Here is a 25108-nt window from a genome sequence, read left to right on the forward strand (position 1 = left end):
CGGCGCCCCGGCAAGGCCGCTCCCACAAAAATAGACCGCGCAGCACCTGAATCACTCGGTTACTGCCACCGCTCCAGGTTCTGCTTCAGCATCTGTTCGGGCAGCGCCCCGGCGACGATCTTCGCCATCTCCCGCGCCAGCGCTTCACGCAGCTGTGGCTTGTTGCAGGGCGAATCATGCGAGATCGCCAGGTACAACCCTTCGCTGGACACCGGTGGTTGCAACACCTGCACAGTGGCTGCAATGCCCAAGGTGCGCGCCAGCGCCATGCCGGGGTACTGCTCGTACACCACGTAATCACTGCGCTTGTGCATCAGCTTCTCGAACGCCTGCCGTGCGCCGGGCACCGCTTCGAGGGTGAGGTTGGCCTGGGCGTATTCATCGAACTGTTGGCCATGGCTGTTGTTGACCAGAGTCCCGCCTTTGCGGCCCTTCAGGTCTGCCCACTGGCGGTAGGCAAAGGCATTGTCCTGGCGCACCCAGACCACGCTGGGGGTACTCAGGAATGGCGGGGCGACAAAGTCCATCTGTTGCTGCCGGGCCTGGGTGATGAAATACCCGGCGAGCAGGTCGATCCGGCCGGTGCGCACTTCTTCCTGGGCACGCGACCAGGGCCCACCGTACACCACCTCGATTTCCAGCCCCAACTGCTTGCCCAGGTACTTGAGCAGGTCGGCGTTGGCACCGATCAGTTGCTGAGGGTTTTGCGGGTCGCGCCACAGGTAAGGGGGGTATTCCGGGTTGCCGGTAGCGGTCAGCCGTCGGCATGGTTCGTCGGCTGCCACCGCCAAGGGCAGCAACAGGCAAGGCAACAGCAGCAAGGCTTGGCGCAAGCAACGCTGGATCATCTACAACCCTCGGCACATGTAACATCCGGCGATCCGGCGTGGTGGCCAAAGGCTGCCACATCCTGTGCTCGACCGCAGCATTCATCTGCGCGTGCTGTAGACAGTCTGGACCATGAGCGGCCAGCCGGCTGTCCTTTCATCGGCCGGAAAAAACAGGCCGGCAAAAACCTTTGCCGGCCATACCGCCAATGGTGGGCGATTACTCCTCGTACATGATCTTTTAAACCGCGACGGCGGTCAGCGCAGCGGCAAGGTATAACTCACGATCAGCCGGTTCTCATCGATATCGCGCTGGTAGTTGGAGCGCAGCGCCGCGTTGCGCCACAGCACATTGACGTTTTTCAGCGGCCCCGACTGGATGGTGTATCCCAAGTCGGTGTCCCGCTCCCACTCGCGCCCCTCCCCTGCAACGGTGGCCGGGTTGGCGTGGTCGGCATGGTTGTAGCGGGTCGAGAAGGTCAGCCCTGGCAGGCCCAGCGCCACAAAGTCATAGGCATAGCGCAACTGCCAGGTGCGCTCGCCGGTTTCCATGAAGTCGGCAGCCATCATGTAGTTGGTCAGGTAGGCATCGGTACCGATCAGGTACGGCATGGCCGTGGAACCCGACAACCCCTGGTAAGCGACACCGACAGTATGGCCAGACTGGCTGTAGCTGATCAGCACGTTGAGCGTGCGGTTGTCGACCAGCCCGGCAAGGGCCTGGCCCTTGTCGTCGCTGATGAAGTAGCGCGCATCCACCGCCAGCTTGCCGGCCCCCAGAGGGGTACTGCCGAGTAGGCCGAAGTAGTGCTGACCGTAGGTTTCGTCCAGCTCGCCGTACTGGTAGCTGAGGCTCAGGTTCGGGCTGAGCACATAGTCCACTGCGCCCATGCGGAAGTCATCGGCTTCGGGCGTGCCACGAAAACGTCCATTCTTGTTGACCAGGCTCATGGCCTCGCTGTGTGAATAGTCACGCTTGGTAGTGCGGTCGACCTGCGCGTAGGTGAAGGTCAGGGCGTCCAGCTCTTTCGAGGTGAGAACGCCGCCCTGGAAAGTCTGCGGCAAGATACGACCGGTGCTGGAGGCGATGGTCGGGTACTTGAGCAACTGGGTACCGATCTTCAACTCGGTCTTCGACAGGCGTGCCTTGGCGGTCAGGCCAAACTTGCTGTATTCGTCCGGGGCGCGGCCATCATCGCCTACGGGCAGCAGGCCGGTGCCGCTGCGGCACGCCGAGGAGTCGAGCTTCAGGCCGAGCATGCCCAGGGCATCGACGCCAAAGCCCACGGTGCCGGGTGTATAGCCGGAGCGCAAATCAAGGACGAAGCCCTGGGCCCATTCTTCGCGCTTGGAAATGCCCTCCCCCTCGGGAAAGTCGCGGTTGAGGTAGAAATTCTGGGCCTTCAGCGTGGCCTGGCTGTCTTCCAGAAAACCTTCAGCATGGGCCGGAAGTGTGAAGAAAAGCAGAGGAACGGCAAGCAAGATTTTGTTGTTTTTGTGCATGGCTGGTCCGTTCGGCCAGGCTGAGCGCTGGCCGTTATCGTTGTGGTTGTTTGGGAGGGCCTGTTCGGGGGCAAGCCCGCGAACAGGCCGGAGCAGGTCGACCGATCAGGCAAGCACGCCTATCTGCCATGGGCAGAATTCGTCCTCACCCAGGCCATTGAGCTCGCTCTTGGTTGCCTCCCCCGAGGCGTGCGCCAGCAAGCGTTCGAAAATTTCCTGGCCCATTTCGGCAATGGTCTTGTCACCGTCGATGATCTGCCCACAGTTGATGTCCATGTCATCGCTCATGCGCTGGTACATGGGCGAGTTGCTGGCCAGCTTGAAGGTGGGCGCCGGCACCGAGCCAAAGCACGAACCGCGCCCGGTGGTGAAGGCAATGAGGTTGGCACCGCCGGCAATCTGCCCGGTGGCAGAAACCGGGTCATAGCCAGGTGTGTCCATGAACACCAGACCATGGCTGGTCACCGGGTGGGCGTACTCGAACACATCCATCAGCGGTGCATTGCCGCCCTTCTTCGCCCCGCCCAGGGATTTTTCCAGTACGTTGGCCAGGCCACCGGCGTTGTTGCCCGGGCTGACCCGGCCGTTGATCTGGGTGTCGCGGCCGCGGTTGTATTCCAGCCACCAGTCAATACGGTCGACCAGCTTGCGGCCTACTGCCGGGGTGACAGCGCGGGCGGTGAGCGTGTGCTCGACACCAAAAATTTCCGAGGTTTCCGACAATATTGCCGTGCCGCCATGGCGCACCAGGATGTCCACCGCCGCCCCCAGCGCCGGGTTGGCGGACAGGCCCGAGAAGCCATCCGAGCCGCCGCACTGCATGCCGATCATCAAGTGTTCGGCCGACACCGGTTGGCGGCGGACTCGGTCTGCCTGGGGCAGCATGCCTCCGATCAGGGCGATACCCTGGTCGGTGGCACTCTTGACCCCACCGACATCCTGGATCACCAACTTCTTCAGCATGTCGCCTTCCACCAGCCCTTCCTGCTCGAAGAAACCGTGGATATTGTTGCGCTCGCAACCCAGTGCGATCACCAGCGCGCCAACCGTATTGGGGTGCTTGATATGCCCGGCGATGGTGCGGCGCAGCAGGTCCATGGGTTCACCGGTCATCTCCATGCCGCAGCCGATTTCGTGCACGAAAGGCACCACGCCATCGATGTTGGCGAAGCCCGCCAGGCGCGCTTCGTCGAAATGGTTGGCGATCTTGCGGGCCACCGTGGCGCCGCAATTGCCGACGACGAACACACCCAGAAAATTGCGCGTGGCCACCCGACCATCTTTCCGGACAATGCCCTGGAAGGTAGCGCGTTGCTCGGGCGGCAGCAGGTCGGTGGGCACGTAGTCCAGGCCGTAGCGGTAGTCACGGTCGGTTTCGCCGAAGGCGATGTTGTGGCTGTGCATCCAGGTGCCTGCTGGCAGGTCCTCGGCGGCATAACCGATCACCGTGTTGTACTTGAGCACCGGCTCGCCCTTGGCGATCAACCGGGCAGCGATCTTGTGGCCTAGCGGCACGGGTTGCAAGGTGGTCACACCTTCACCCGGAATGGGCGTGCCGACGGGGATTTCGATGCGGGCGACAACGACGTTGTCGGCAGCATCGAGGCGAATGACAGGGCTGACTTCACGGTGACTCATGGTGTTTTCCTATAGGTGTGACACCCAAGGCGGTGGCGGCATAAGCGCCACCGCCATGGTGGGCTCAGGGGCGCTTGCCGAACTCGACGCTGTGCTGGGTCCAGGCCAGGGCCTGTTCACTGAGGGAGAAGCCCAGGCCTGGGCGGTTGGGCACCCACATGCGGCCTTCGCTCAACTCCAGGCGCTCGTTGAACATCGGCTCAAGCCACTCGAAATGCTCCAGCCATGGCTCCTCCGGGTAAGCGGCCGCCAGGTGCAGGTGAATCTCCATGGCAAAGTGCGGTGCCAGCTTCAGGCCTTTGAAGCTGGCAAGGTTCATGATTTGCAGGAACGGCGTGATACCGCCGACCCGAGGCGCGTCGGGCTGAATGAAATCGCAGGCATTGGCCGTGATCAACTGGGCATGCTCGTTGAAGCTGGTGAGCATTTCGCCGGTGGCGATGGCGGTGTCCAGCGACGCAGACAAGGCCGCGTGGCCTTCAACGTCGGCGCTGTCCAACGGCTCTTCGATCCAGGTCAGGTCGAACTGCTCAAGCTTGCGACAGAAGCGCTGGGCGGTTACCCGGTCCCATTGCTGGTTGGCATCGACCATCAGCGGGAAGCCCTCGCCCAGTTGCTCACGCACAGCCTGCACCCGCTTGAAGTCGATGCTGGTGTCCGGCTGGCCGACCTTGATCTTGATGCCGCCAATGCCATTTGCACGGGAGGTCTGAACGTTTTCCAGGACCTTTTCCAGCGGCGTCGACAGGTAGCCGCCAGAGGTGTTGTAGCACTGCACCGAGTCGCGATGCGCGCCCAGCAACTTGGCCAGCGGCAAACCGGCACGCTTGGCCTTCAGGTCCCACAGGGCGATGTCGAACGGCGCGATGGCCTGGGTGGTCAGGCCGCTGCGGCCCATCGAGGCTCCGGCCCACAGCAGCTTGCTGTACAGCTTGGCGATATCGTTCGGGTCTTCGCCCAGCAGTGTGGGGGCGATTTCCTTGGCGTGGGCGTACATGCCTGGGCCACCGGCGCGCTTGGAGTAGCCAAAGCCAATGCCTTCATGGCCTTCGCGGGTGCGAATTTCAGCGAAGATGAAGGCGATTTCGGTCAGCGGTTTCTGGCGTCCGGTCAGCACCTTGGCGTCACTGATCGGCGCGCCCAGCGGTAGCACGGTGTACGACAGCTTGATCCAATCGATGCTGTCGGTGGTGGCTTCGCCGGCTTGCAGGGCAGCGATCTTCGGGTCGATGTAGACGTTGCTTTCGATCATGGAGCGTTCCTCTGAATCAATGAGTGCTGGAAGGTTTGCCGGTCAGGTCGGACAGTTGCAGGCGCTGGATGCGGCCAACGATCACCAGGTAGGAAAACGCCGCGATCAGGCCGTGGGCGCCGACGTAGATCAGCGCGCTGTTGAACGAGCCGCTGGAGTGCAGCAGGTAGCCGATGACCACCGGGGTGACGATGCCGGCGGTGTTGCCCAGGGCGTTGAACACGCCGCCGGTCATGCCGATCATTTCCCGCGGGGCGGTGTCGGCCACCACGCTGAAGCCGAGGTTGCCGAAGCCCTTGCCGAAGAAGGCCAGGCTCATCACCGCAATCACCAGCCACTGGGTGTCGACGTAGTTGCACAACATCATGGTCGAGCTCAGCAACACGCCGGTGATGATCGGCGTCTTGCGGGCAATGCTCAGGGATTTGGTGCGGCGCAGCAGATAGTCGGAGAAGAAGCCCGACGACACCGCGCCAATCAGCCCGCACAGGGCCGGGATCGACGCCACCAGGCCGGCCTGGAGGATGTCGAAGCCACGCTCCTTGACCAGGTAGATGGGGAACCAGGTGACATAGAACCAGGTAACCGCGCTGACGCAGTACTGGCTGATGAACATGCCCAGCAGCATGCGGCTCTTGAATAGCAAGCCCACTTCAGCCAGCGAACTGCGGCGCTTTTCCTTGGGCAGCGCGGCCTGGGCTTCGAGGTCGACCAGTGCTTCGCCCTTGCGCAGGTAGTCGAGTTCTTCGCCATTCATCTTCGGGTGGCTGACCGGCAGGTAGTAGTTCTTCCACCAGACCGCGGCGATACCGAAGCCGACGATGCCCATGACGATAAACACGTATTGCCAGCCAAAGGCGTAGCAGAGCCAGCCCATGAACGGTGTGAAGAACGCCAGCGAGATGTACTGTGCACTGTTGAAGATGGCCCCGGCCATGCCCCGCTCCGCCGACGGGAACCACGACGCGATCACCCGGGTGGAGGCTGGCCCCACCGGCGCTTCGGCCACGCCCAGCAGAAAACGCAGGGCCAGCAGCAGTGGCACGATCATGCCGACGTAGTGCACCAGCCCCATGCACACCGTAAAGGCAGACCACACGCAGATGGCCAGTGCCATGGTTTTCTTCGAGCCGAAGCGGTCGGCCAGCCAGCCTGAGGGGATCAGGAAGATCACGTAGGCCCAGCTGAAGATGGAGAACAGATAGCCCATTTCTACCGAGCTGATGCCCAGTTCCTGACTCATGTCCGACCCGGCCACCGACAGGGCGGCACGGTCGCCACTGCTCAAGGCCAGCACCATGGTGATCAAGGCCAGGATAAGGTAGCGATAACGGGTGGCCGTGGTGGCCGCGGCCACGGCACCGGGGGCAGGCCCGGCGGCGTAGGTATCGTGGTTGTGCATCGCAGTTGCCTCATTGTTTTTATTTGGCGTCATGCAGGGCCTTGCACCGGCACCTGCTCTGAATTCTGGCAGCTTGCAGCCTTTCGCAGAGCCGCTTCCGACCAATGACAGCGCTATCAAATGACAGCGCTGTCATTAATCCTAGGCCCGAGCTGGCTGGCTTTGCAAATCGCCTTTCGCCGCACATTCCCATGCGTTGGGAATGTGCAGGAAGTGCAAAAAACCACGTGCCGTTCCGGTAGAATCGACAGCACGCTCAAAGCTCCCGCGCAGAGGCCCCCGATGCTGGAAACACCCGCTACAGTTGCCGATTCGAAGCCATCTCTGGCCGCGCCCGCCACCCTCGATGACGTGGCGAAAATGGCCAAGGTGTCGCCGATCACCGTTTCCCGGGTGATCAACCGGCCGGAACTGGTGTCGGAAAAAACCCAGAAAAAGGTCCGCAGTGCCATTCGCAAGACTGGTTACGTGCCCAACATGCTGGCCGGCGCCCTGGTCTCGCAGCGCAGCCGGCTGGTCATCGTGGTGGTGCCCAACCTGGCCAACCGCGCCTTTGTCGACACCATCACCGAACTGGGCAGGCGCCTGGCAACCGCCCGCTATCAGTTGCTGCTGAGCCAGTCGGACCTCAACGAAAGCCACGAATCCGAGCTGATCGACACGATCCTCGCCCGCCGCCCGGATGGCATCGTCCTCACCCGCCGCCTGCAAAGCGATGCCGCACGTGAAAAACTGCTGCTCCGCGGCGTGCCAGTGGTCGAAACCTGGGAGCTGACCGAGCAGCCCATCGACACCGTGGTGGGGTTTTCCCACGAGGCCGTTGGCCGCGCCATGGCAGAACACATCATCGAGCGCGGCCATCATCGGGTCGGCTTGGTGTGGAGCGATGACGACCGCGCCAACCGCCGCCGCCAGGCCTGTGTGGCCAGCTTGCAACAGGCGGGTGTAGAGATTGTCGCCTGCGAATTGCAATCGGCACCGGTGAACATGGGCCACGGCCGCCGGGCCATGGCCCGGCTGCTGGCCGCCAACGTGGAAATGGACGCAGTGATCTGCAGCATCGACCTGTTGGCGCAGGGCGCCATGGCCGAAGCCCAGGCCCAGGGGTTGCACATCCCGAGGGACATTGCCGTGATGGGCTTCGGCGACCTGGAGTTCGCCGCCCACACCCACCCGCGGCTCAGCACCGTGAGCATTGATGGCGAGCGCATCGGCCTGCGTACTGCCGAGCTGCTGTTGCAACGCATGGATGGCAGCCTGGGGCGCGGCGAATGTGTTGAAGACGTGGGCTTCAGCCTGGCGGTGCGCGAAAGTACCTGACCTGTCAGCCGTATGCCCAGCGCAGCAGTTGCGCGGCCATGCGCGCCCAGGCCTGCTCGACTTCGGCCACGCCGAACGCCCGCAGGCTGGAATGCACCATGCCCTTGCCCACCCACACCTCCGCGGGCACGTTGTGCGCGGTCAGCGCGGCAGCATAAGCGATGCCGTGGTCGCACAGTGGATCAACCCGGGCCACCATTACCAGGGCCGGTGCCAGCCCGGCAAAATCATCAGCCTCCAGCGGCATGGCACAAGGGTTGTTGCGCTCGGCCTCGTTGGGTAAGAAGCCTTGCAGCGACTGGGTCAACCCAGCCACCGTCATCATGGGTGCCTGGGCATGTTCATGCATCGACGGCAGGTGCTGACGGGCAGTCAGCACCGGATAGACCAGTAGCTGCCCCAAGGGCTGTGGTTGGCCAGCACTGAGCAGTGCCCTGCACAGCCCCGCTGCCAGGGTGCCGCCAGCGCTGTCGCCAGCGACCATGAGCGTGGTTTGGCTGAGGTTGGCGTCGACTTTGCCGGTACGCAGTGCCGCCCACGCCTTCAGGCAGTCTTCCAGGGGTGCGGGGAAGGCATGTTCGGGGGCAAGGCGGTATTCGACTGCAACGATGGCCAACCGGGCCCTTTGCGCCAGGCTGTAGGCAAACCAGTCGTGGGTGTCGAGGTTGCCCAGGTCCCAGCCGCCGCCGTGGATGTACAGCAGCGTTGGCCAGCCACCTTCTGGTGCCGGGCCGGTGGGTTGATAACAGCGCAGGCGCAGGCCCTGCAGGTCGATGTCCTCGATGAGCCAGCCTTCAGGTGGTGGCGGAGTGCAATGGCGGCAGGCTCGCAAGAATGCCGAGCGCCGGGCGGCCAGGCTGTTGTCGGTCGGGGTGAAGCGCTTGCTGTTGTCGATGTAGGCCTGCATGGCGGGGTGCAAAGGCTGGGGCATGGGTGTCCTCCTGGGGGGGTTGTGAATGGGGGGATGATTCTCCGGAGCCCTCCCCCACAGGGCTGCAAAGCAGCCCCAGGCCAAAAGCTCAGAACAGCGGTAAGGTATAGGCAATGATCACACGGTTCTCGTCGCGCCGCCCGGTCGCATCCCCGCGCAGTTCGACGTTACGCCAGCGCAGCGCCAGGTTCCTCAACGGCCCGCTCTGGATCACGTAGGTGACATCAATGTTGCGCTCCCACTCACTGCCATCCTCCCCCGCCACCTTGAAGTTGTCCCCGCGCACATAACGGGCGAACGCCGTCAGCCCCGGCACGCCCAGTGCGGCAAAATCCACATCGTAACGGGCCTGCCAGGAGCGTTCCTGCGCACGGTCGAAACGCAGCACCTGCACAGCGTTGGCCACCCCCGGCAGGTCGGTGTCATGAATGAACGGCAAGGCGCTATCGCCAGCGTTGTACTGGTAACCAAGGCGAAATGTCTGCGCCCGCAGGTTGGCGCTGAGCATCGCCGAGGTCATGCGGCTGTCCAGATTGCCGGCCTTCTCGCTGCCAGACTCGCCAGTGTCGAGGTAATTGAGGGTGCCGGACAGGTTCCAGTCACCTGCCTTCAAGCCCTGGGTGGCGGTGTACAGCGTCTGCTGGTAGACGTCCTGCAAACGGCCGCTCCACAGCCCCAGCGAGGTCTGCGGGGTGGCACGCCAGGTGCCGCCGAGATAGTCGAAGCGGTCGCTGAACACGCTGTAGTAGTTGCCCACCTGGATGTCACGGGCACCAGCAAACTCGCGCTGGTTGACCTTGCGCATCTGGCCCAGACCGATGTCGATGTTGTCCAGCTCGCGGATATCGAGCATGGCGCCTTCGAAGAACTGGGGCAGCAAACGGGCATCGCCAGAACTGACCAGCGGAATTTTGGGGAACAGCCCGCCCACTTTCAGTTCGCTCTTCGAGTACTTGAGCTTGAGCGCTGCCGTGGCTTCGGAGTACTCATCGACCGAGCGCGGGTCGGCATTGCGCGGCCCGCCCGCGCGGTCATAGGCACCGGGCAGCAAGGCCGTGCCGCTGCGCGAGGGCGATGAATCGAGCTTCAACCCAAGGCCCGCATACACATCCACGCCGACCCCTACCGTGGTGTCGGTATAGCCAGACTCACCCTTGAGAATAAAGCCTTGGGCCCACTCCTCCAGCTTGGACTGGGCCGGCTTGGTCGAGTCGCGCAGATCGTGGTTGTAGTAGAAATTGCGAAAGGTCAGGTTGGCCTTGCTGTCGTCCAGAAACGCTGCCTGGGCACATAGCGGCCCCAGGCCCAGCAGCAGCGACAACGGTTTTGCAGCGCGAGCGAAGCCCGCTCCAGTCGAGGAGTGTTTCATTGTTGTTGTTCTCTTTATGGTTTGTGTCGGGTACAGCGGTCGGGCAGTAACTCAGCGTCCTTGCCAGGTAAAATCGAGGGATGCTTGCAGGCGCTGACCGGGGGCCAGCTCATGGGTACCCGTGTGCTCCCAACAGTCCTGCGGCTGATTGAAGGCATCGGCCAGGTGCGAAACCGGCTCCAGGCACAGATAAGGGCTGCCGACTGGGGCGAAGGCAACAAAATGGCTGAGCGGCGCGCTGGCCTGCAGGCGCAGGCTGCCGCTGGTGTAGTCCAGCTGCAGCTGACCATCCCAGCACGACTGGTAATGCGCCACCCCCTGGGCGCCGTCGGCATCGATCAACAGCGCCTGGGTTACCTCGCAGAATTCGCCCGTGGCCAGGTACTGGTCGTCGATTTGCCATTCGCGGCCCACCTGGTAGCGGACCTTAAGGCCAGGGTGACGCTGGAAGTACGGGTGCAGCCCCAGCCCTGCGGGCATCGGTGTATCCCCCCGGTTGACCAGCGCCAGCTCGATACGCAAGCGCTTGCCGTCGAGCACGAAACGTTGCTCAGCCCGGAATGCCCAGGGCCAGTGCTTCCCCAGGTAGTCGCAGGCGAGGGTCAACTGTTGGTCCCCCTCCTCCACTACCTGCCAAGGCACCGTATGCGCCACGCCATGCAAGGTGTGCGGCTGCGCGGCGCGGTGCGCCGGCAAGGGGTAATCGCGGCCTGCGAAATGCAGGTGGGCGTTGCGAATACGGTTGGAATACGGCATCAGCGGGTAAGCACCGGCCCGGGGCCAGTCCAGCGGGTCGAATGCCCCGGCAGCAATCGGCAGCAGCAGGTCGAGCCCGTCGGCACGCAGGTGGGCGATGCGCCCGCCCCAGGCGGGAAGCAGGCCAAGTGACCAGGTGGCATTGCTCAGCAGCAAAGGTTGCATGGAACCTCCTGTGCCCTTTTCCAGGCACGACATGGCCCTGCCGCAGCGCCGGGGCGCAGCGCAGAGAAGCTCAACAGGTGATGGTGTAGGGCTTAGCGGCGGAAGCGCTCGGCCACAGCAAGGTCGATGTCCACGCCCAGGCCCGGCCCCTGCGGGATTTGCAGTTGATTGCCCTGGCGTAGCTGCTCCACGGGGTACAGCCAGCCGGCCGGTTCGACGAAGAGGTACTCCACTTGCGGCACCCGTGGTTGTACTGCAGCCAGGTGCAAGGTGGCGATCAGCCCGGGGCCGAAGTAAGGACAATGCGGCAGCACCACTGCGTCATGCCGGTCGGCCAGTGCAGCAATGCGCAAGCATTCGGAAATACCACCGACCTTGGTCACGCTGGGCTGGATCGAATCCACCGCACCGGCCAGCAGGGCTTGCTCGAACTGCACCGCGGTGCACCAGTTCTCGCCTGCCGATAGGGGCACGCCATGCCCGCGCAGGCTGGCCAGGGTAGCGAAATCCTCTGGCGGAAAGACCGGTTCTTCCAGCCAGGCCAGCTGCAGGTCGGCCAGCGCCGGCAGCCACTCGCGGGTATCGGCCACGGCCCAGGCGCAGTTCACATCGGTGGCCAGGGGCACATCGAAGCCGATGGCATGCCGGCAGGCGGCGATTTCCGGCAGGGTCACTTCATGCAGCTTGATATCGCCGAAACCCATCCCCAGCGCCTTTTCGCAGATTGCCGGTGCAACCTCGGCATCGGCATAGCGCACCAGGCTGGCGTAGGCTGCCACCTGTTCACGTCGGGCGTGGCCCAGCAGCGCGTGCAACGGCACACCTTCACGGCGAGCCGCCAGGTCCCACAGGGCGATGTCGACCCCGGAGATGGCGAACATGGTCACCCCATAGCGACCGAAAAGGTGCAGGCGCAACTGCAGTTCGCAGTTGAACGCGGCAATGTCATCGACCTGCCGCCCTAGCAGCAAAGGTGCGATCAGGCGGTCGATCAAAGCCTTGGTGGCATCGGCAACGAAGTAGCCGAAAGCTTCGCCCCAACCGACGTTGCCATGTTCGTCCTCCAGGCGGATCAAGACGTTTTCCAGGGTGTGCCAGGTGGTCGGCGTAATGCCCTGGCCCTTGCCGCCATCGTGGAAGGGGATTTCGACGATCTGCGTATCGATACGGACGATCTTCATGCTTGCTCCAGCACACTTGCCAAAGGAACCCCGGCGTAAGCGCCACCTACGTGATCACGGCCGGACCCGACCGGTGCCATGGCTTCATACGCCAGGAAGTTGTCTGCCAGGTGATCGGTGGCATGGTCTTGTGGCCGATAGCCCAGTTCGCGCGCGCGGCGGTTGTGGAAGAAGGCATCGGGGCATTCCGACACACCGTAGACAATTTCGTGGCGCACCTGCGGATGCTCCAGGCCGATCAGCACCAACTGCGCCAAGTCGCGTGCGCTGGTCCACAGACGCAGGCGGCGGGCATCGGCGACCTTGGCATCAGCATTGCCGATACGCACGATGTAGGTGGCCAGCTCGCTGCGCTGGGAGAAGGTGGCACACGCCGCCTCGCCAAACACCTTGCTCAAGGCGTAATAGCTGTCCGGTGCTACCGGGCTGTCATCGAAGTGCGTGGCCGACTGGCTGTGGTACTGGCCCAGTACATGGTGGCTGCTGGCAAAGACAAAACGCCTGGCGCCTGCGCGCTGTGCAGCTTCCAGCAAATACAGGGTGGCGTGGTAATTGGGCTCCACCGTGCTCTGGAACTGGATATCGGTGCCGTGGGCACAGGCCAGGTGCAACACCGCGTCGACCCCTTCGGCTGCCTGGCGGACAAAGGCCGGGTCGGTCAGGTCGCCGACCAGCGCGGTTTCCCCGGCGGCCAGGTCAGTGACTGGCCGCCGGTCCAGCAGCCGCAGGTTGAAACGTGCGCGCAGGTAGGGGCGCAGTGCGGTTCCGACAATACCGGCAGCGCCGGTGACAAGTAGCGTAGGCATGACGAATTCCCGAAAACAGAGGTAGTGCAAGGGCCTGGCGGTACTTGGCCGCCAGGCGTGCGCAAGTCAGGCTGTGACGGCCACGGTGGCATGTTTCACCGGCTTCTGGCCGACGAACAAGGCAACGATGAGTGCCCCCAGGATACCCAGGCCCGCCGCCAGGCCGAAACCGCTGGCGTAGGTGCCGGTAGACTGGATGATGAAGCCGGTCACGGTCGGCGCGACAATGCCGCTGAGGTTGGCCAGGCCATGCATGACCCCCCCGGCAGTGCCCACCTGGTGGTCCGGCACCGCATCCTGGATCAGCGACCAGTAGGCGGGCGCGGTCAGCATAAGGAAGCCGATGGCCACGGTCATCACTGCCACGGTGCTGGTCACGCTCTGCACCTGGCCGGTCAGTCCGATACACACGGCGGCGATCAGCAGGCAGGTCACCAGCACCACCTTGCGCGAGAACAACTGCTTGCCGGTGCGTTTGAATACCCAGTCGATCAGCAGGCCACCGCAGACGAAGCCCACCGTGCCCACCAGCCAGGGCAACGCGGTGACGATGCTCATGGCTTTGAGGTCGATGCCCTTGGCGTCGATCAGGTAGCTGGGGAACCAGGTCATGAAGAAGTAGAGGATGTAGTTGTAGCAGAACAGCGAAACCCCGGTGACCAGCACCGAGCGCTGCAGGATGATCTGCAACACCGGCGTGCGCGGCGCGTCTTCCACGGCGGTAACCGGCGCCGCGCGGCCTTCATTGATCAGCGCCAGCTCTTCTGCCGACACCAGCGGATGCTCCTTGGGCGTGGAGGCCGACATGCGCCACCAGGCGATGGCCCACAGCACGCCGATCACGGCGATGACGACAAAAGCTACGCGCCAACCCAGCCACAAGGCGAGAAACCCCACGATCGGACCGGCCAGGGCCCCTCCCAACGGGCCGCCTGCCTGGTTGATGCCGATGGCGCGGGCGCGCTCCTTGATCGGGAACCAGCTGTTCACGGTCTTGTTGGCGGTGGTCGACACTGGCCCTTCGCCCACTCCGAACAGTGCGCGCACGATCAGCAACGACCAGAAGTTGAAAGCCAGCGCGGTAGAGCCGCACAGCAGCGACCAGAAGCTCATTGACCATGTGAGTACACGTTTAGGCCCGAAGCGGTCGGCCAGGTAGCCACCCACAAAGCAGAACAGCGCATAGCCAAAGAAGAAGCTGCTGAAGATCATGCCCTTCTCGGCGGGCGTGAGGTGGTACTCCTGGGTAATGAAGGGCATGGCGATCGACAAGGCAGCGCGATCGACATAGTTGATGATCATGGCCAGGAACAACATGGTCAGGATCGTCCAGCGGTAGTTCTTTTTCTTGTTCATGTACGACTCCGCCCGGCACCTGTGATGCCGGATCTTTTTTGTTATAGCGCCTGCCCCCAGCCAGCGGGCCAGGCGCTGGTCTGAGGTCTATACGCTGTAATCCACTGCCACCCACTCGAAGTACTGCTTGAGCTCGGCGACCAGGGCCTGGTGCGCCGGGTGCGGCAGGTAACGCTGTACCGCATCGGCATCGTCGAAGCTGGACTCGAGGATGTAGTCCCAGCAGATCGGCCGGTCCAGCTCGTTGGCGGCTACCCGCCAGCCGCGAATGAAGTCGATTTCCTCCGTAAGGTCGCGCATGCGCGCCACCAGTGTCGCTTCCCGTTCAGGCTGCGCCTCGACGCCCGGCAGGCGGCGGAACAGCACGATATGTCGCATCATCGCCCTGCCCTCCTCAACCCAGCACCCAGGCTGGCGCGTCCTGCAGGGCCACCGGCCGCAAAAAGCGCTCTATGGCGGCATAGCCCACCGAGGTGGTCTGCGGGGCAGTTGACGAAGGCCATGGCCCGCCGTGCTGTTGGGCGTGGCACACGGCAACACCGGTCGGCACACCCGTGAACAGCACCCGCCCGGACACTCGCTGGGCAGCGCGCAGCAGTTGGCGATTGTCTTCGCTGTCAGCGTCCAGGCCCCACAGTGTGGTCGTCAGGGTACCACCCACCGCGTAGAGCACTTCGGCGAGCTGGGCTACCGACTGCGCGGTGACGACCAGCGCGGCGGGGCCGAACATCTCTTCACGCAGGTGGGCGTTGCCGATGAACCCGGCGGCATCGGTGGCGAACAGGCGCGGTGCCGGGCCGGCGCCATCGGCATGCGCGGCGAATACCGGCGCGGCGTTGGCGGCAACTGTGGCGGCAGCGGCTTCGAAACCCTGCTGCATGCCCGGGGTGAGCATACGGTGCGTAGCGATCGGCGCAATGGCCTCGGCCAACTGAGCGACGAAGCGCTGGCTGTGCGGTGATTCGAGCAGCACGATCACGCCTGGGCTGGTACAAAACTGCCCACAACCGAGGGTGATCGACGCCGCCAGGGTCCTGGCCAGGTTTTCGCTGTCCTTTTCCAGTGCTGCAGGCAAGGCCACCAGCGGGTTGATCGAACCCAGCTCGCCAAAGAACGGTACCGGGCGAGCGCGCTCATTGGCCGCCTGCCATAGGGCTTTGCCGCCCTGGTAGGAACCGGTGAAAGCCACTGCGGCAATCGCCGGGTGCTGCACCAGGTAGGTGCCGGTGGCGCGGTCAGGCGCTTCGGCCAGGGTCAGCAGGCCTTCCGGCAGGCCCTGGGCGCGCACCACGCCAGCGGCCAGGGCGAATACGGCGCGGGACAGCTCGAGGTGACCCGAGTGCGGCTTGATCACCACCGGGCAACCGGCAGCCAGGGCCGAAGCCGTGTCACCGCCCAGCACCGAGAAGGCGAACGGGAAGTTGCTGGCCGAGAACATCGCCACCGGGCCCAGGGCGCGCTGCACGCGGGTCAGGCGGGGGCGGCCTGCAGGCGGGGCACCGGCAATGGCCTGGTCATCGACCTGGCGATACGGCACTCCGGCTTCCACTTCGCTGGCGAAGCCGCGCAGCTGGAAGGTGGTGCGCGCCACTTCGCCGTTAAGGCGCGCTTCGCCCAGGCCGCTTTCGCGGTCGGCGATGGCGACCAGTTCGGCTTGATGTTGTTCCAGGGCGGTGGCCAGGCCACGCAACAAGGTGGCACGCTGGTTGGCGCTGGAATCGGCCCAGAATTCGGCTGCGGCGGCGGATTGTGCAACCACTGCATCGATATCGGCGAAACTCAGGTTTTGCAGGTTGGTCATGGGTAACTCCTTGAACAATGTGGTGCGGCCATTCGCGGGCATGCCCGCTCCCACAGGTACAGCGTCGAGTCGAGCGCACCACTGTCCTGTGGGAGCGGGCGTGCCCGCGAAGAGGCCAGTAGCCCTAACGTGCCTTCGGCTCCAGGTGATACCCACGGCCGACATAGTCGAAATCGACCAATTCGTTGATCGCCACATCCTTGTCAGCAGGTGACGCGTAATAGGCACGGATCTCCTGAATCAACCCGCTCTGCTCATCGAACACGTACCACTCATCCCCACGCAGCGCGGTGCCCAGCTTGCTTTTCCAGTGGGTCCACTCAATTACCGCTTCATTGCTGTCGTGGCTGATGAGGATCTTCTCGATGGTCCACTGCGACCCCAGGTTCTCCACACACCACACCCAGTTGCGGGCGATGGTGTCGGCCGTGCGCCACGGAATCTCCGGCAGCCCGGACGGGAAGTAATGCACCGCATCCGGGGTGAAGCAGGACACCAGCTTGTCGTAGTCGCCTTCGTTGCAAGCCTCGAAGTAGCGACGAATCGTTTGCGCATGCTTGTGCTCGGCCATGGCTCAGACCTCCTGCTTGTCGATGATCGATGGAATTGCCGGGCGCCCGGCTGCAACCCAGGCGTGATAGTCGGACACCGACGCCGGGCTCGGTGGGTACACGCCCCACAGTGCTTCGCCCGAGGCGATGCGCATGGCCAGGTAGTTTTCAATGTCGTCTTGCACGCTGCACACCTCGGCCAGTTCTTCAGCGAGGTGCGCCGGTACCACGGTCAGGCCGTCGGCGTCGCCGACGATGATGTCACCCGGGTACACCGCCACCCCGGCACAACCAATCGGCACCTGCAGGTCGGCCACGTGGTGGTAGGAAATGCGTGTGGTAGCGGTAATTTCGCGGGCATAGGCCGGCAGGCTCATGGCGGCGATTTCGCTGCCGTCACGCAGGGCGCCATCCGTGACGATGGCCTTGGCACCACGGGCCAGCAGGCGGGTCACCAGGATGTTACCAGCCGAGGCGGCTGCCGGGTCGTTACGGCTGTCGATGACCAGCACATCGCCGGGTTTGATCTGCTCCACGCCCACCCATTGCAGGTTGTCGTCATTGGGCTTGGTGGTCATGGTCGAATAGGTGTCGATGTCTTCACGGGCGGGGATGAAACGCATGGTGAAGGCACGGCCGGCGAACGGCTTGACGTCACGGGTCATGGCACGCAGGCCGACCAGCGCCGGTTGGCGGAAGCCGCGCTTGAACAATTGGGTAGTCAGCGAGCCGCTGCTGCAGGTGGCGAGCCTGGCCAGCACTTCGTCGCTGACTTCAACCTGCTTGCCGGAGACGCTTTCATGGGCATCGGCGTAGTTGTGGATGACGGACATTGTTGTAGGTTCTCCTCGCGGGTTCATCCGATGGGCTGCCAGGGCGAATTCCCATGATGTGGGACGCATCTTCGTTGCAAGCCCTGCTGAGGCCGATTCTATGGCGGAAATTCCCACGAGAAAGGGGCATTCTGTACGCTCACGCGGCCGAGTTCCAAAGGGTGGGAAAACAATGAAAACAGGTGAAGGCACCGCAGCGCTGGAGAAAGCCCTGGACGTGCTCCAGGCCATTGGCGCGAGTGCCAGCGGCATCAGCCAGGCCGAGCTGGCCGAACAGGTGCCGCTGCCTCGTACCACGCTGTACCGCATCATCGCCACGCTGGTGGAACGGGGCATGATCCGCCGCGACCCGACCCGCAAGGTCTATCGGCTGGGCTTCAACTACCTGGAAATGGTGCGCAACGCCTACCTGGAGCCCGACCTGGTGGCGGCGGCCAGCGAAGAACTGCGCGCCTTGCGCGACCTGACTGGCGAAACCTCATACCTGGCCGTGCTCGACGGTAATCAGGTGCTGTCACTGGAGCGCTGTGACGGCGCCCATACCCAGCGCTCGGCGGCCAGCCTGGGCCAAGGCAAGCCGGTGTACTGCACCGGGCAAGGCAAGGCGATTCTTTCGGCACTGACGCCCTCGGCACGCGACGAAATCCTCAAAGGCCTGGTGCTGGCCCCGCTGACGCCACTGACCATCACCGACCGCCGCAGGCTGTTGGCCGAGTTGCAGATCACCCAGGCCCGCGGCTACGCGCTGGACGATGAAGAAATCCGCCTCGGGATTCGCTGCGTCGCCGCGCCGATCATCGACAAGCAAGGCCAGGTACGTGGCGCCCTGAGCGTAGCCGGGCCGGCGTACCGCCTGACCCTGGAACGCCTGACCCTGCTCGGCCCGGAGCTGGCCGAGGCCGCGCGCCGGGTGGGTGAGCAGCTACGCCCAGCCAACGCGCCGCAAGCCGGGGGCGAGATCAGCGTGCTACCTGGACCGTGGGCATTCCACGGGGCGTTCCCACGCTGGCACACCGGTCAAAGGCAGTTGTACTGGGCCGACACCCTTGCACCGGCCATCCATTGCTGGGATGGCCGCAGCAGCCGGTTGTTGACCCGCCTGGACCTGCCTGTACGCGGCATGGAGCTGCACCCCGATGGTTTGCTGGTGGCCCAGGCTGGCGGTTGGTCACTGATCGACTGGGACGGCCACGAACACCCCCGGCAGGATTTGCTTGGCAGCCGCCTGCTGGCACTGGCCACACACCCTTCGGGTGCGCTGTGGGCGTGTGGGAAAACTGCCAGTGGCTGCCTGATCGGCGAGCTGAGCGCAGAGGGCGAACTGCGCCATGGCTGGGCGTTACCAGAGCAGGTCAGTGCCTTTCGCTGGGACGCCAAGGGCAGCGCGGTGTATGCCTTGGCGCCGGAGTCTGGCGATATCCTGCTGCTGCAACCTGGCAGCAGCAGCGTGCGCCGGCTGGCCTCGCTGCCGCGTGGCGGTGGCCGGCTGGGCGGCCTGGCGCTGGATGCCACAGGCGGCGTGTGGACAACTCAGCTGGACGGCTGGAGCCTGGCCCGCTTCGATGCCGACGGTAACCTGGAACGCATGATCGGCCTGCCGGTGCCTTGCCCGACCGACCTGTGTTTTGGCGGGGAAGATGGCACCACGCTGTTCATTACCAGTGCCCGGCAGGCGTTGAAGCTGGAAGTGCTGGGCAGTGCACCCGATTCGGGGTGCTTGCTGCAGATGCGTACCAAGGGTTGAGAATGCCGGGGCCGCTGTGCGGCCCAATCGCGACACAAGGCCGCTCCTACAGGGATCGCGTCACGCTCCAGGTTGTGTCGCAATGGGCTGCGCAGCAGCCCCCAGGTATCAGGCGCCCTGCCGACGCATCGCCAGGATCGCCGCGCCAAAGCCGATAAAGGTGGTGCCTACCACGCGGCTCACCCAGCGTGACATCGACGGCCGGGTCAGCACACCCTTGGCCCGCGCAGCCAGTGCGGCATACAAGCTCAGCGAAGCAAGCGACAAGCCCACGAAAATCCCGGTCAGGGTCAGGAACTGCGGCAACAGTGCCGCCCCCTGGTCGATGAACTGCGGGAACAGCGCGGTGAAGAACATGGTCGCCTTGGGGTTGGTCACGGCTGTGAGGAAAGCCGATTTGTACAACTTCAGCGGTGTGGGCCGTACCTTGGCAGCGCCATCGGCAGCCCCCTGCTCCAGCATCGGGCTCTTTTTCAGCAACTGCCGCGCCCCGAGGTAGAACAGGTAACCGGCCCCGAGGATTTTCACGCCGTTGAACAATACTTCGGAACTGGCCAGCAACGCGCCCAGCCCAAGCATGGCCGCAGCCGACAGGCAGAACAGGCCCGAGCCATTGCCCAGCGACGACCAGATCGCGCTGCGCTGGCCGTGGGCCAGGCTGTTGTTGATGGCCATCAGGGTGGCAGGGCCGGGGCTGGCGATCGCGATGGCAGCGACCAGGGTAAACGCAAACAGCGAGTGAGAATCCATTTTCAGGCTCGTCAGGCAAATCGGGCAAGGCCGCGTGCAGGGCACGCAGGTTCAGTCAGCATTCTGCCGCTTGGCTGCCTTCTTGGCGATAGCTTTCATCCGCGTTGCTGCGCGCTGCACGGTCGCCATCTTCTCCGGGCGTTTCATGCCCCGCCATTTGCGAATTTCGTCACGGGTGCGGCCACAGCTTACGCACAGCTCGCTGTTGAGCTGGCATAACGAGACACAAGGGTTGTCGATATCTTTGGCCATGCCACCACTCAGCCGGGCAGTTCTGCCCGTGCACGTTCGGCAGCGCTCTGGAACACCTGGCGGACTTCTTCAGACTTGGCTTTGCTGACCGACCTGGCGGCCAGCAGTTCATCGACCACACGAATGCACTGGCCCAGGGCGGTGTCCAGTTGCTCGGCGTCGGAGGCGTCAGCGATATCACCCAGATAAGGAGCGATGAGGTACACGTAACGGTCCTGCAGCTTGAGCGCTGCCAGCGCGTCGAGGGCTTTCTGGAACCGATCGGCAGCGGCAGGGCTCATGCTCAATTTATCGAAATGAATCAGGCTCACACGGTCAGTGGCCATTGACGAATCTCCGTTTCCTGATGCGGCCTGGCCCACAAGCAGCAACGCTTCTACGGTGCCCGGATGTGTAGGCCAGGGTAATGCCCACAGGGTACCAGAACGCGAAGCAGAAAGGGCTATCGCCCCCAGAACTAAAAGTATTTGGCAGGTCGCGCAATGGACGCCCCAGGACGTTTACGGGACAGGAGCCGCGGTTTCGGGCACAGGATAATCAGCCAGCTATCTCCCCGCCGAGGCCGTCATCGAACTCGGTCGCCCATACAACAACAAGCCTGCGCGTGCAGGTAAACCACAAAGGGGCCTCATCATTCATGGCAAAGGAACACATCACCGAAACACTCGACCTTGGCGTGACAGACCCCTCGAAAACCGCAGAAGCCCGCCAGGACCGGCATTTCGAGGGCAAGCTCGACTGGATTGTCTTTGGTTTCACCAGCCTCCTGGCCCTCGCGTTCGTCCTCTGGGGCTTCCTCAACCAGGCCAGCCTCGCCAGCAGCGCCTCCAGCGCGCAATCCTGGGTCATTCTCAACTTCGGCTGGTTCTTCGTGCTCACCTCGACGCTTTTCGTGGTGTTCGTGCTGTGGCTGGCCGCCAGCCGTTATGGCCGGGTGCCACTGGGCCGTGATGGCGAACAGCCAGAATTCCGCACGGTGTCCTGGGTGGCGATGATGTTCAGCGCCGGCATGGGCATCGGCCTGATGTTCTTCGGCGTTGCCGAGCCGCTGTCGCACTATGTGACACCACCACCCGGCTCGGCCACCGGGCAGACGAGCGAAGCGATGCAGGTGGCGATGGCCACTACCCTGTTCCACTGGACCCTGCATCCCTGGGCGATGTACGCCATCGTCGGCCTGGTGATTGCCTACGGCACCTACCGCCGCGGCCGCTCGCAGTTGATATCCGCCGCATTCCGGCCGTTGATCGGCAAGCACGCCAACGGCCCGCTCGGCCGCCTGATCGACATGATGGCGATCTTCGCCACGCTGTTCGGCTCGGCGGCCTCGCTGGGCCTGGGTGCGCTGCAGATTGCCGGTGGACTGGAATACAACGGCTGGGTCGAACACCCCGGCAAGCTGTTCTACATCGCCATCATCACCCTGCTGACGATCGCCTTCGTCACCTCGGCGGTGTCCGGCGTGGGCAAGGGCATCCAGTGGCTGTCCAATACCAACATGGTGCTGGCACTGGTACTGGCGGTGTTCGTGTTCATGGTCGGCCCGACCCTGCTCATGCTCAACCTGCTGCCGACCTCGCTCGGTATCTACATCAAGATGCTGCCGGAAATGATGGCCCGCACCAACGCCAGCGGCGGCGAGCAGATGAACAGCTGGCTGGCCGGCTGGACGGTGTTCTACTGGGCCTGGTGGATTTCCTGGACACCGTTCGTGGGCATGTTCATCGCCCGTATCAGCCGCGGCCGCACCATCCGCCAGTTTGTCACCGGGGTGCTGCTGGTGCCGAGCCTGGTCAGCCTGGTGTGGTTCACCATTTTCGGCGGTGCATCCATCGACGCCCTGCGTGAAGGCACCCTCCAGTTGGCAAACGGTGCGGTCAACAGCAACCAGGCACTGTACCAGTTACTGGACAGCTACCCGCTGGCGTCGGCTTCCTCGGTACTGGTGATGATCCTGGTGGGCATCTTCTTCGTTTCCGGTGCCGATGCGGCGTCACTGGTAATGGGCACGCTGTCGGAGCACGGCACCACCGCGCCATCGCGGCGCACGGTGATTTTCTGGGGCGCGCTCACCGGGACGGTGGCGGCGATCATGCTGGCGATCGGCGACCCGCGGGACCCGGGCGAAGCGCTGACCGGGCTGCAGAACCTGACCATCGTCGTGGCCCTGCCCTTTGTGGTGGTGATGGTGCTGCTGTGCCTGGCGCTGTACCGCGACCTGCGCAAAGACCCGATGATGCTGCGCCACCTGCGCGGCAACGAGCTGATCGAGAAGGCCGTGTTGTATGGGGCGGTGAAGCATGGCGAGGAGTTCTACATCGTGGTGCAGGAGAAGAAGGCTTCGGTGAAGGTGACGCCAGCAGCGAGCGAAGTGTCCGAAACCTGATACTCCAACCCTGCGCGGTCCTTGTAGGAGCGGCCTTGCGTCGCGAAGGGCCGCAAAGCGGCCCCGGGTTTTCAGCTTCGCGGCACAAATTGTTGGGGCTGCTTTGCAGCCCATCGCGACGCAAGGCCGCTCCTACAGGGATGGCGCAAGCCTTCAGATGTGGGTTACTCGAACTCCAGGCTGTAGCCCACGCCATACACCGAGCGGATCGGGTCGTGCCCCGGGGTCACCGCGGTCAGCTTACGCCGCAGGTTCTTTACATGGCTGTCCACGGTACGGTCGGCCACTACCCGGTGGTCCTGGTAGATGTGGTTCATCAACTGGTCCCGGGACAACACCTGCCCCGGGTGCACCGCCAGCGCCGCCAGCATGCGGAACTCCACTGGTGTGAGCTCCAGTGCCACGCCCCGGTAGCGCGCCTGGAATGCCCGGGCGTCCAGTTCAAGGCCCAGGTTGCCGGGCTGCTCGCCACTGCGGCGCAGCACCGCCTTCACCCGTGCCACCAGTTCGCGTGGCGAGAACGGCTTGCAGATGTAGTCGTCCGCGCCCAGCTCCAGCCCCAGCAGCCGGTCGATCTCATCTACACGGGCAGTCATCATGATCAACGGCAGCCGGCTGAAACTGCGTAGCTCACGGCAGATGTCCAGGCCGTCACGGCCCGGCAGCATCAGGTCGAGCAGCATCAGGTCGTACTGGCCCTGGCGAATGGCCGGGATCACCGCCAGGCCGTCAGCCAGGTGCTCGACGCTGTAACCGCCCACACGCAGATAATCGCCCACCAGTGCGGCCAGCTTGGGCTCGTCTTCAACCAGCAAAATCCGGTTCATGCATCATCTCCTGCAACCGGCAGCGCCAGCGCCAGCAGCAGCCCGCCCATGGCGGAGGCCTTGGCGGTCAGCCGGCCTCCGTGTACTTCCGCGATACCGCGGCAAATTGCCAGGCCCAGCCCGGTGCCGCCACTGGCCCGGTTGCGCGAACGCTCCGCGCGGTAGAAGCGCTCGAACAGGCGCGCCAACGACGCGCTGTCCACGCCCGGGGCGGTGTCTTCACATTGCACCAGCACCTGGTCACCCTCCTGGAATGCACGCAACACCGTAAGGCCACCCGCATCGGTGTAGCGGCGGCTGTTCTCCAGCAGATTGTGCAACAACTGCCCGAGGCGCGCCTCGTCGCCCATCACCCACAACGGCTGGCCGGGCAGCTCCAGGCGCAATGCCAGACCGCGCTCGGCAAAACCGGCCTGAAAGGCTTCGGCCATCACCGGCAACAACACGCACAGGTCGATGCGTTCGCGGCGGTAAGTGGGGCCGCCAACTTCTGCTAGCGACAAATCGGACAGGTCGTCGACCAGCTTGCTCAACGCCCCCACCTCCCCCAGCATTGAGCGCAAGGCATTGCCGTCGAGCGGGCGAATGCCATCTTCCATCGCTTCCAGCTCGGCCCGCATCACCGCCAATGGTGTGCGCAATTCATGGGAAATGTCCGCCATGAAATCGCGGCGCAGGCGCTCGTTACTGGCCAGCGTGGCGGCCATGCGGTTGAAGTCACCGGCCAGTTGCCCGGCTTCGTCTGCCGAGCGCACCGGCAGCTGAATGGCGTAGTCGCCCGCAGCCAGACGATGGGTGGCGCTGGCCACTTCGCGGATGGGCCGCAGCAAGGCGCGGCTCAGCCACCAGGCGATGACTGCCGTGGCCAGCAAGCAGGCCAGGCCGATCAGCAGGCTGGAGCGCAACTGGTTGAGCTGGAAGCGCTGGTCGCCAACGCTGGTCACCGACTGCAAGGGTGCCAAGGCCATCCAGCCAACCACCTGGCCCTGATGGCGGACAGGGCGCAACAGCATGTCGGCCGGGGCGCCCTGGTAACCAATGATCGGCTGACGTTGTGCATCAAGCAGGGCAAAACGCACAAACGCACCGGTCAGGTCGGAAACCGTCAGCAGGCTGGGGTCGAAACGGGCATTGGGCAGCACATCTTCCGGGCGCAGCAGCTCGAACCACTGGTCCTTGTCGCGGCGAATGAAGTCCCAACTGCCATTACGCGCATAAGCCTGCTCGACCCGCGGCACGATGCGCTCCATGCGCTCCTCGGCTTGCTGGTTGAGGTAGCCGAGAAAGCCGTACTTCAGGCTCAGGTAGGCGGCAAACACCATGCCCAGCACGGCGAACGCGCACACCGCGAGCATGGCGAAGAAGAACTTGCGCGAAAGGCTGACTCTCATGGCACCGCCGGCACGTTGGAATAGCCCGTATTGAAGCGTGCAGGCCCCTGCGCCGCAAGGCGCGCTG

The 25108-nt window shown here is 64.0% G+C and carries 23 protein-coding genes; 3 read left to right on the forward strand and 20 right to left on the reverse strand.

What is annotated here, in order from left to right; genetic code table 11:
* Positions 1-59: 59 nt before the first annotated feature.
* The 5 genes from ABOC32_RS19810 to ABOC32_RS19830 all read right to left on the reverse strand — a co-directional run bounded on the left by ABOC32_RS19810 (position 60) and on the right by ABOC32_RS19830 (position 6622).
* A complete protein-coding gene (locus ABOC32_RS19810; protein WP_426808509.1) occupies positions 60-848 on the reverse strand; it encodes a substrate-binding periplasmic protein in 789 nt (262 codons plus the stop codon).
* Positions 849-1085: 237 nt separating this feature from the next.
* Positions 1086-2330, reverse strand: a complete 1245-nt coding sequence (locus ABOC32_RS19815) for an OprD family porin (RefSeq protein WP_426808510.1) — start codon at positions 2328-2330, stop codon at positions 1086-1088.
* 105 nt (positions 2331-2435) lie between these two features.
* On the reverse strand, positions 2436-3968 hold the full coding sequence (locus ABOC32_RS19820; RefSeq protein WP_426808511.1) for a UxaA family hydrolase: 1533 nt from the start codon (positions 3966-3968) through the stop codon (positions 2436-2438).
* 64 nt (positions 3969-4032) lie between these two features.
* Positions 4033-5220, reverse strand: coding sequence for an L-talarate/galactarate dehydratase (locus tag ABOC32_RS19825; RefSeq protein ID WP_426808512.1), 1188 nt, complete (start codon positions 5218-5220; stop codon positions 4033-4035).
* A 16-nt stretch (positions 5221-5236) separates the two neighbouring features.
* The gene (locus ABOC32_RS19830) at positions 5237-6622 is read right to left on the reverse strand and encodes an MFS transporter (protein WP_426808513.1); all 1386 of its coding nucleotides are present in this window, start codon (positions 6620-6622) and stop codon (positions 5237-5239) included.
* 282 nt (positions 6623-6904) lie between these two features.
* Between ABOC32_RS19830 and ABOC32_RS19835 the strand changes: the two genes are divergently transcribed.
* Complete coding sequence (locus ABOC32_RS19835) at positions 6905-7942, forward strand: LacI family DNA-binding transcriptional regulator (protein ID WP_426808514.1); 1038 nt, start codon at positions 6905-6907, stop codon at positions 7940-7942.
* 4 nt (positions 7943-7946) lie between these two features.
* Here the strand turns inward: ABOC32_RS19835 and ABOC32_RS19840 are convergent, their stop codons facing one another.
* From ABOC32_RS19840 to ABOC32_RS19885, 10 genes are all read right to left on the reverse strand, one after another.
* Positions 7947-8873 carry an alpha/beta hydrolase gene (locus tag ABOC32_RS19840; RefSeq protein ID WP_426808515.1) on the reverse strand — a complete coding sequence of 309 codons (927 nt, stop codon included), beginning with the start codon at positions 8871-8873 and terminating at the stop codon, positions 7947-7949.
* A gap of 88 nt (positions 8874-8961) precedes the next feature.
* Positions 8962-10242, reverse strand: a complete 1281-nt coding sequence (locus ABOC32_RS19845; protein WP_426808516.1) for an OprD family porin — start codon at positions 10240-10242, stop codon at positions 8962-8964.
* A 51-nt stretch (positions 10243-10293) separates the two neighbouring features.
* Positions 10294-11163: an aldose 1-epimerase gene (locus ABOC32_RS19850; protein ID WP_426808517.1), complete on the reverse strand. Its 870-nt coding sequence runs from the start codon at positions 11161-11163 to the stop codon at positions 10294-10296.
* Between the two features lie 92 nt (positions 11164-11255).
* Positions 11256-12344 carry a mandelate racemase/muconate lactonizing enzyme family protein gene (locus tag ABOC32_RS19855; protein ID WP_426808518.1) on the reverse strand — a complete coding sequence of 363 codons (1089 nt, stop codon included), beginning with the start codon at positions 12342-12344 and terminating at the stop codon, positions 11256-11258.
* Complete coding sequence (locus ABOC32_RS19860; RefSeq protein ID WP_426808519.1) at positions 12341-13150, reverse strand: NAD-dependent epimerase/dehydratase family protein; 810 nt, start codon at positions 13148-13150, stop codon at positions 12341-12343. Before ABOC32_RS19860 ends, ABOC32_RS19855 begins: the two co-directional genes overlap by 4 nt.
* A gap of 66 nt (positions 13151-13216) precedes the next feature.
* Complete coding sequence (locus tag ABOC32_RS19865; protein WP_426808520.1) at positions 13217-14506, reverse strand: MFS transporter; 1290 nt, start codon at positions 14504-14506, stop codon at positions 13217-13219.
* A gap of 87 nt (positions 14507-14593) precedes the next feature.
* Entirely contained in the window at positions 14594-14887 is a 294-nt protein-coding gene (locus tag ABOC32_RS19870) for a Dabb family protein (RefSeq protein WP_426808521.1), read from the reverse strand.
* A gap of 13 nt (positions 14888-14900) precedes the next feature.
* Positions 14901-16307, reverse strand: coding sequence for an aldehyde dehydrogenase (NADP(+)) (locus tag ABOC32_RS19875; RefSeq protein WP_426808522.1), 1407 nt, complete (start codon positions 16305-16307; stop codon positions 14901-14903).
* A 124-nt stretch (positions 16308-16431) separates the two neighbouring features.
* Complete coding sequence (locus ABOC32_RS19880; protein WP_426808523.1) at positions 16432-16878, reverse strand: nuclear transport factor 2 family protein; 447 nt, start codon at positions 16876-16878, stop codon at positions 16432-16434.
* Positions 16879-16881: 3 nt separating this feature from the next.
* Complete coding sequence (locus tag ABOC32_RS19885; RefSeq protein WP_426808524.1) at positions 16882-17691, reverse strand: ribonuclease activity regulator RraA; 810 nt, start codon at positions 17689-17691, stop codon at positions 16882-16884.
* A 172-nt stretch (positions 17692-17863) separates the two neighbouring features.
* On the opposite strand from ABOC32_RS19885, the gene ABOC32_RS19890 reads away from it, so the two are divergent.
* The gene (locus ABOC32_RS19890; protein ID WP_426808525.1) at positions 17864-19435 is read left to right on the forward strand and encodes an IclR family transcriptional regulator domain-containing protein; all 1572 of its coding nucleotides are present in this window, start codon (positions 17864-17866) and stop codon (positions 19433-19435) included.
* 108 nt (positions 19436-19543) lie between these two features.
* On the opposite strand, the gene ABOC32_RS19895 is transcribed toward ABOC32_RS19890, so the two are convergent.
* From ABOC32_RS19895 to ABOC32_RS19905, 3 genes are read right to left on the reverse strand one after another with little or no spacing between them, the layout of a single operon-like run.
* A complete protein-coding gene (locus ABOC32_RS19895; protein WP_426808526.1) occupies positions 19544-20185 on the reverse strand; it encodes a LysE family translocator in 642 nt (213 codons plus the stop codon).
* 51 nt (positions 20186-20236) lie between these two features.
* The gene (locus ABOC32_RS19900) at positions 20237-20437 is read right to left on the reverse strand and encodes a DUF1289 domain-containing protein (RefSeq protein WP_012271937.1); all 201 of its coding nucleotides are present in this window, start codon (positions 20435-20437) and stop codon (positions 20237-20239) included.
* An 8-nt stretch (positions 20438-20445) separates the two neighbouring features.
* Positions 20446-20763 carry a hypothetical protein gene (locus ABOC32_RS19905; RefSeq protein ID WP_234227973.1) on the reverse strand — a complete coding sequence of 106 codons (318 nt, stop codon included), beginning with the start codon at positions 20761-20763 and terminating at the stop codon, positions 20446-20448.
* Positions 20764-21074: 311 nt separating this feature from the next.
* Between ABOC32_RS19905 and ABOC32_RS19910 the strand changes: the two genes are divergently transcribed.
* The gene (locus tag ABOC32_RS19910) at positions 21075-22823 is read left to right on the forward strand and encodes a BCCT family transporter (RefSeq protein WP_426808527.1); all 1749 of its coding nucleotides are present in this window, start codon (positions 21075-21077) and stop codon (positions 22821-22823) included.
* Between the two features lie 164 nt (positions 22824-22987).
* On the opposite strand, the gene ABOC32_RS19915 is transcribed toward ABOC32_RS19910, so the two are convergent.
* Both ABOC32_RS19915 and ABOC32_RS19920 read right to left on the reverse strand, forming a co-directional pair.
* The gene (locus ABOC32_RS19915; protein ID WP_426808528.1) at positions 22988-23650 is read right to left on the reverse strand and encodes a response regulator; all 663 of its coding nucleotides are present in this window, start codon (positions 23648-23650) and stop codon (positions 22988-22990) included.
* The gene (locus ABOC32_RS19920) at positions 23647-25041 is read right to left on the reverse strand and encodes an ATP-binding protein (RefSeq protein ID WP_426808529.1); all 1395 of its coding nucleotides are present in this window, start codon (positions 25039-25041) and stop codon (positions 23647-23649) included. Before ABOC32_RS19920 ends, ABOC32_RS19915 begins: the two co-directional genes overlap by 4 nt.
* Positions 25042-25108 lie beyond the last annotated feature (67 nt).

The sequence above is a fragment of the Pseudomonas sp. WOUb67 genome, from assembly GCF_050058005.1.
Classification (GTDB): Bacteria; Pseudomonadota; Gammaproteobacteria; order Pseudomonadales; family Pseudomonadaceae; genus Aquipseudomonas; species Aquipseudomonas putida_R.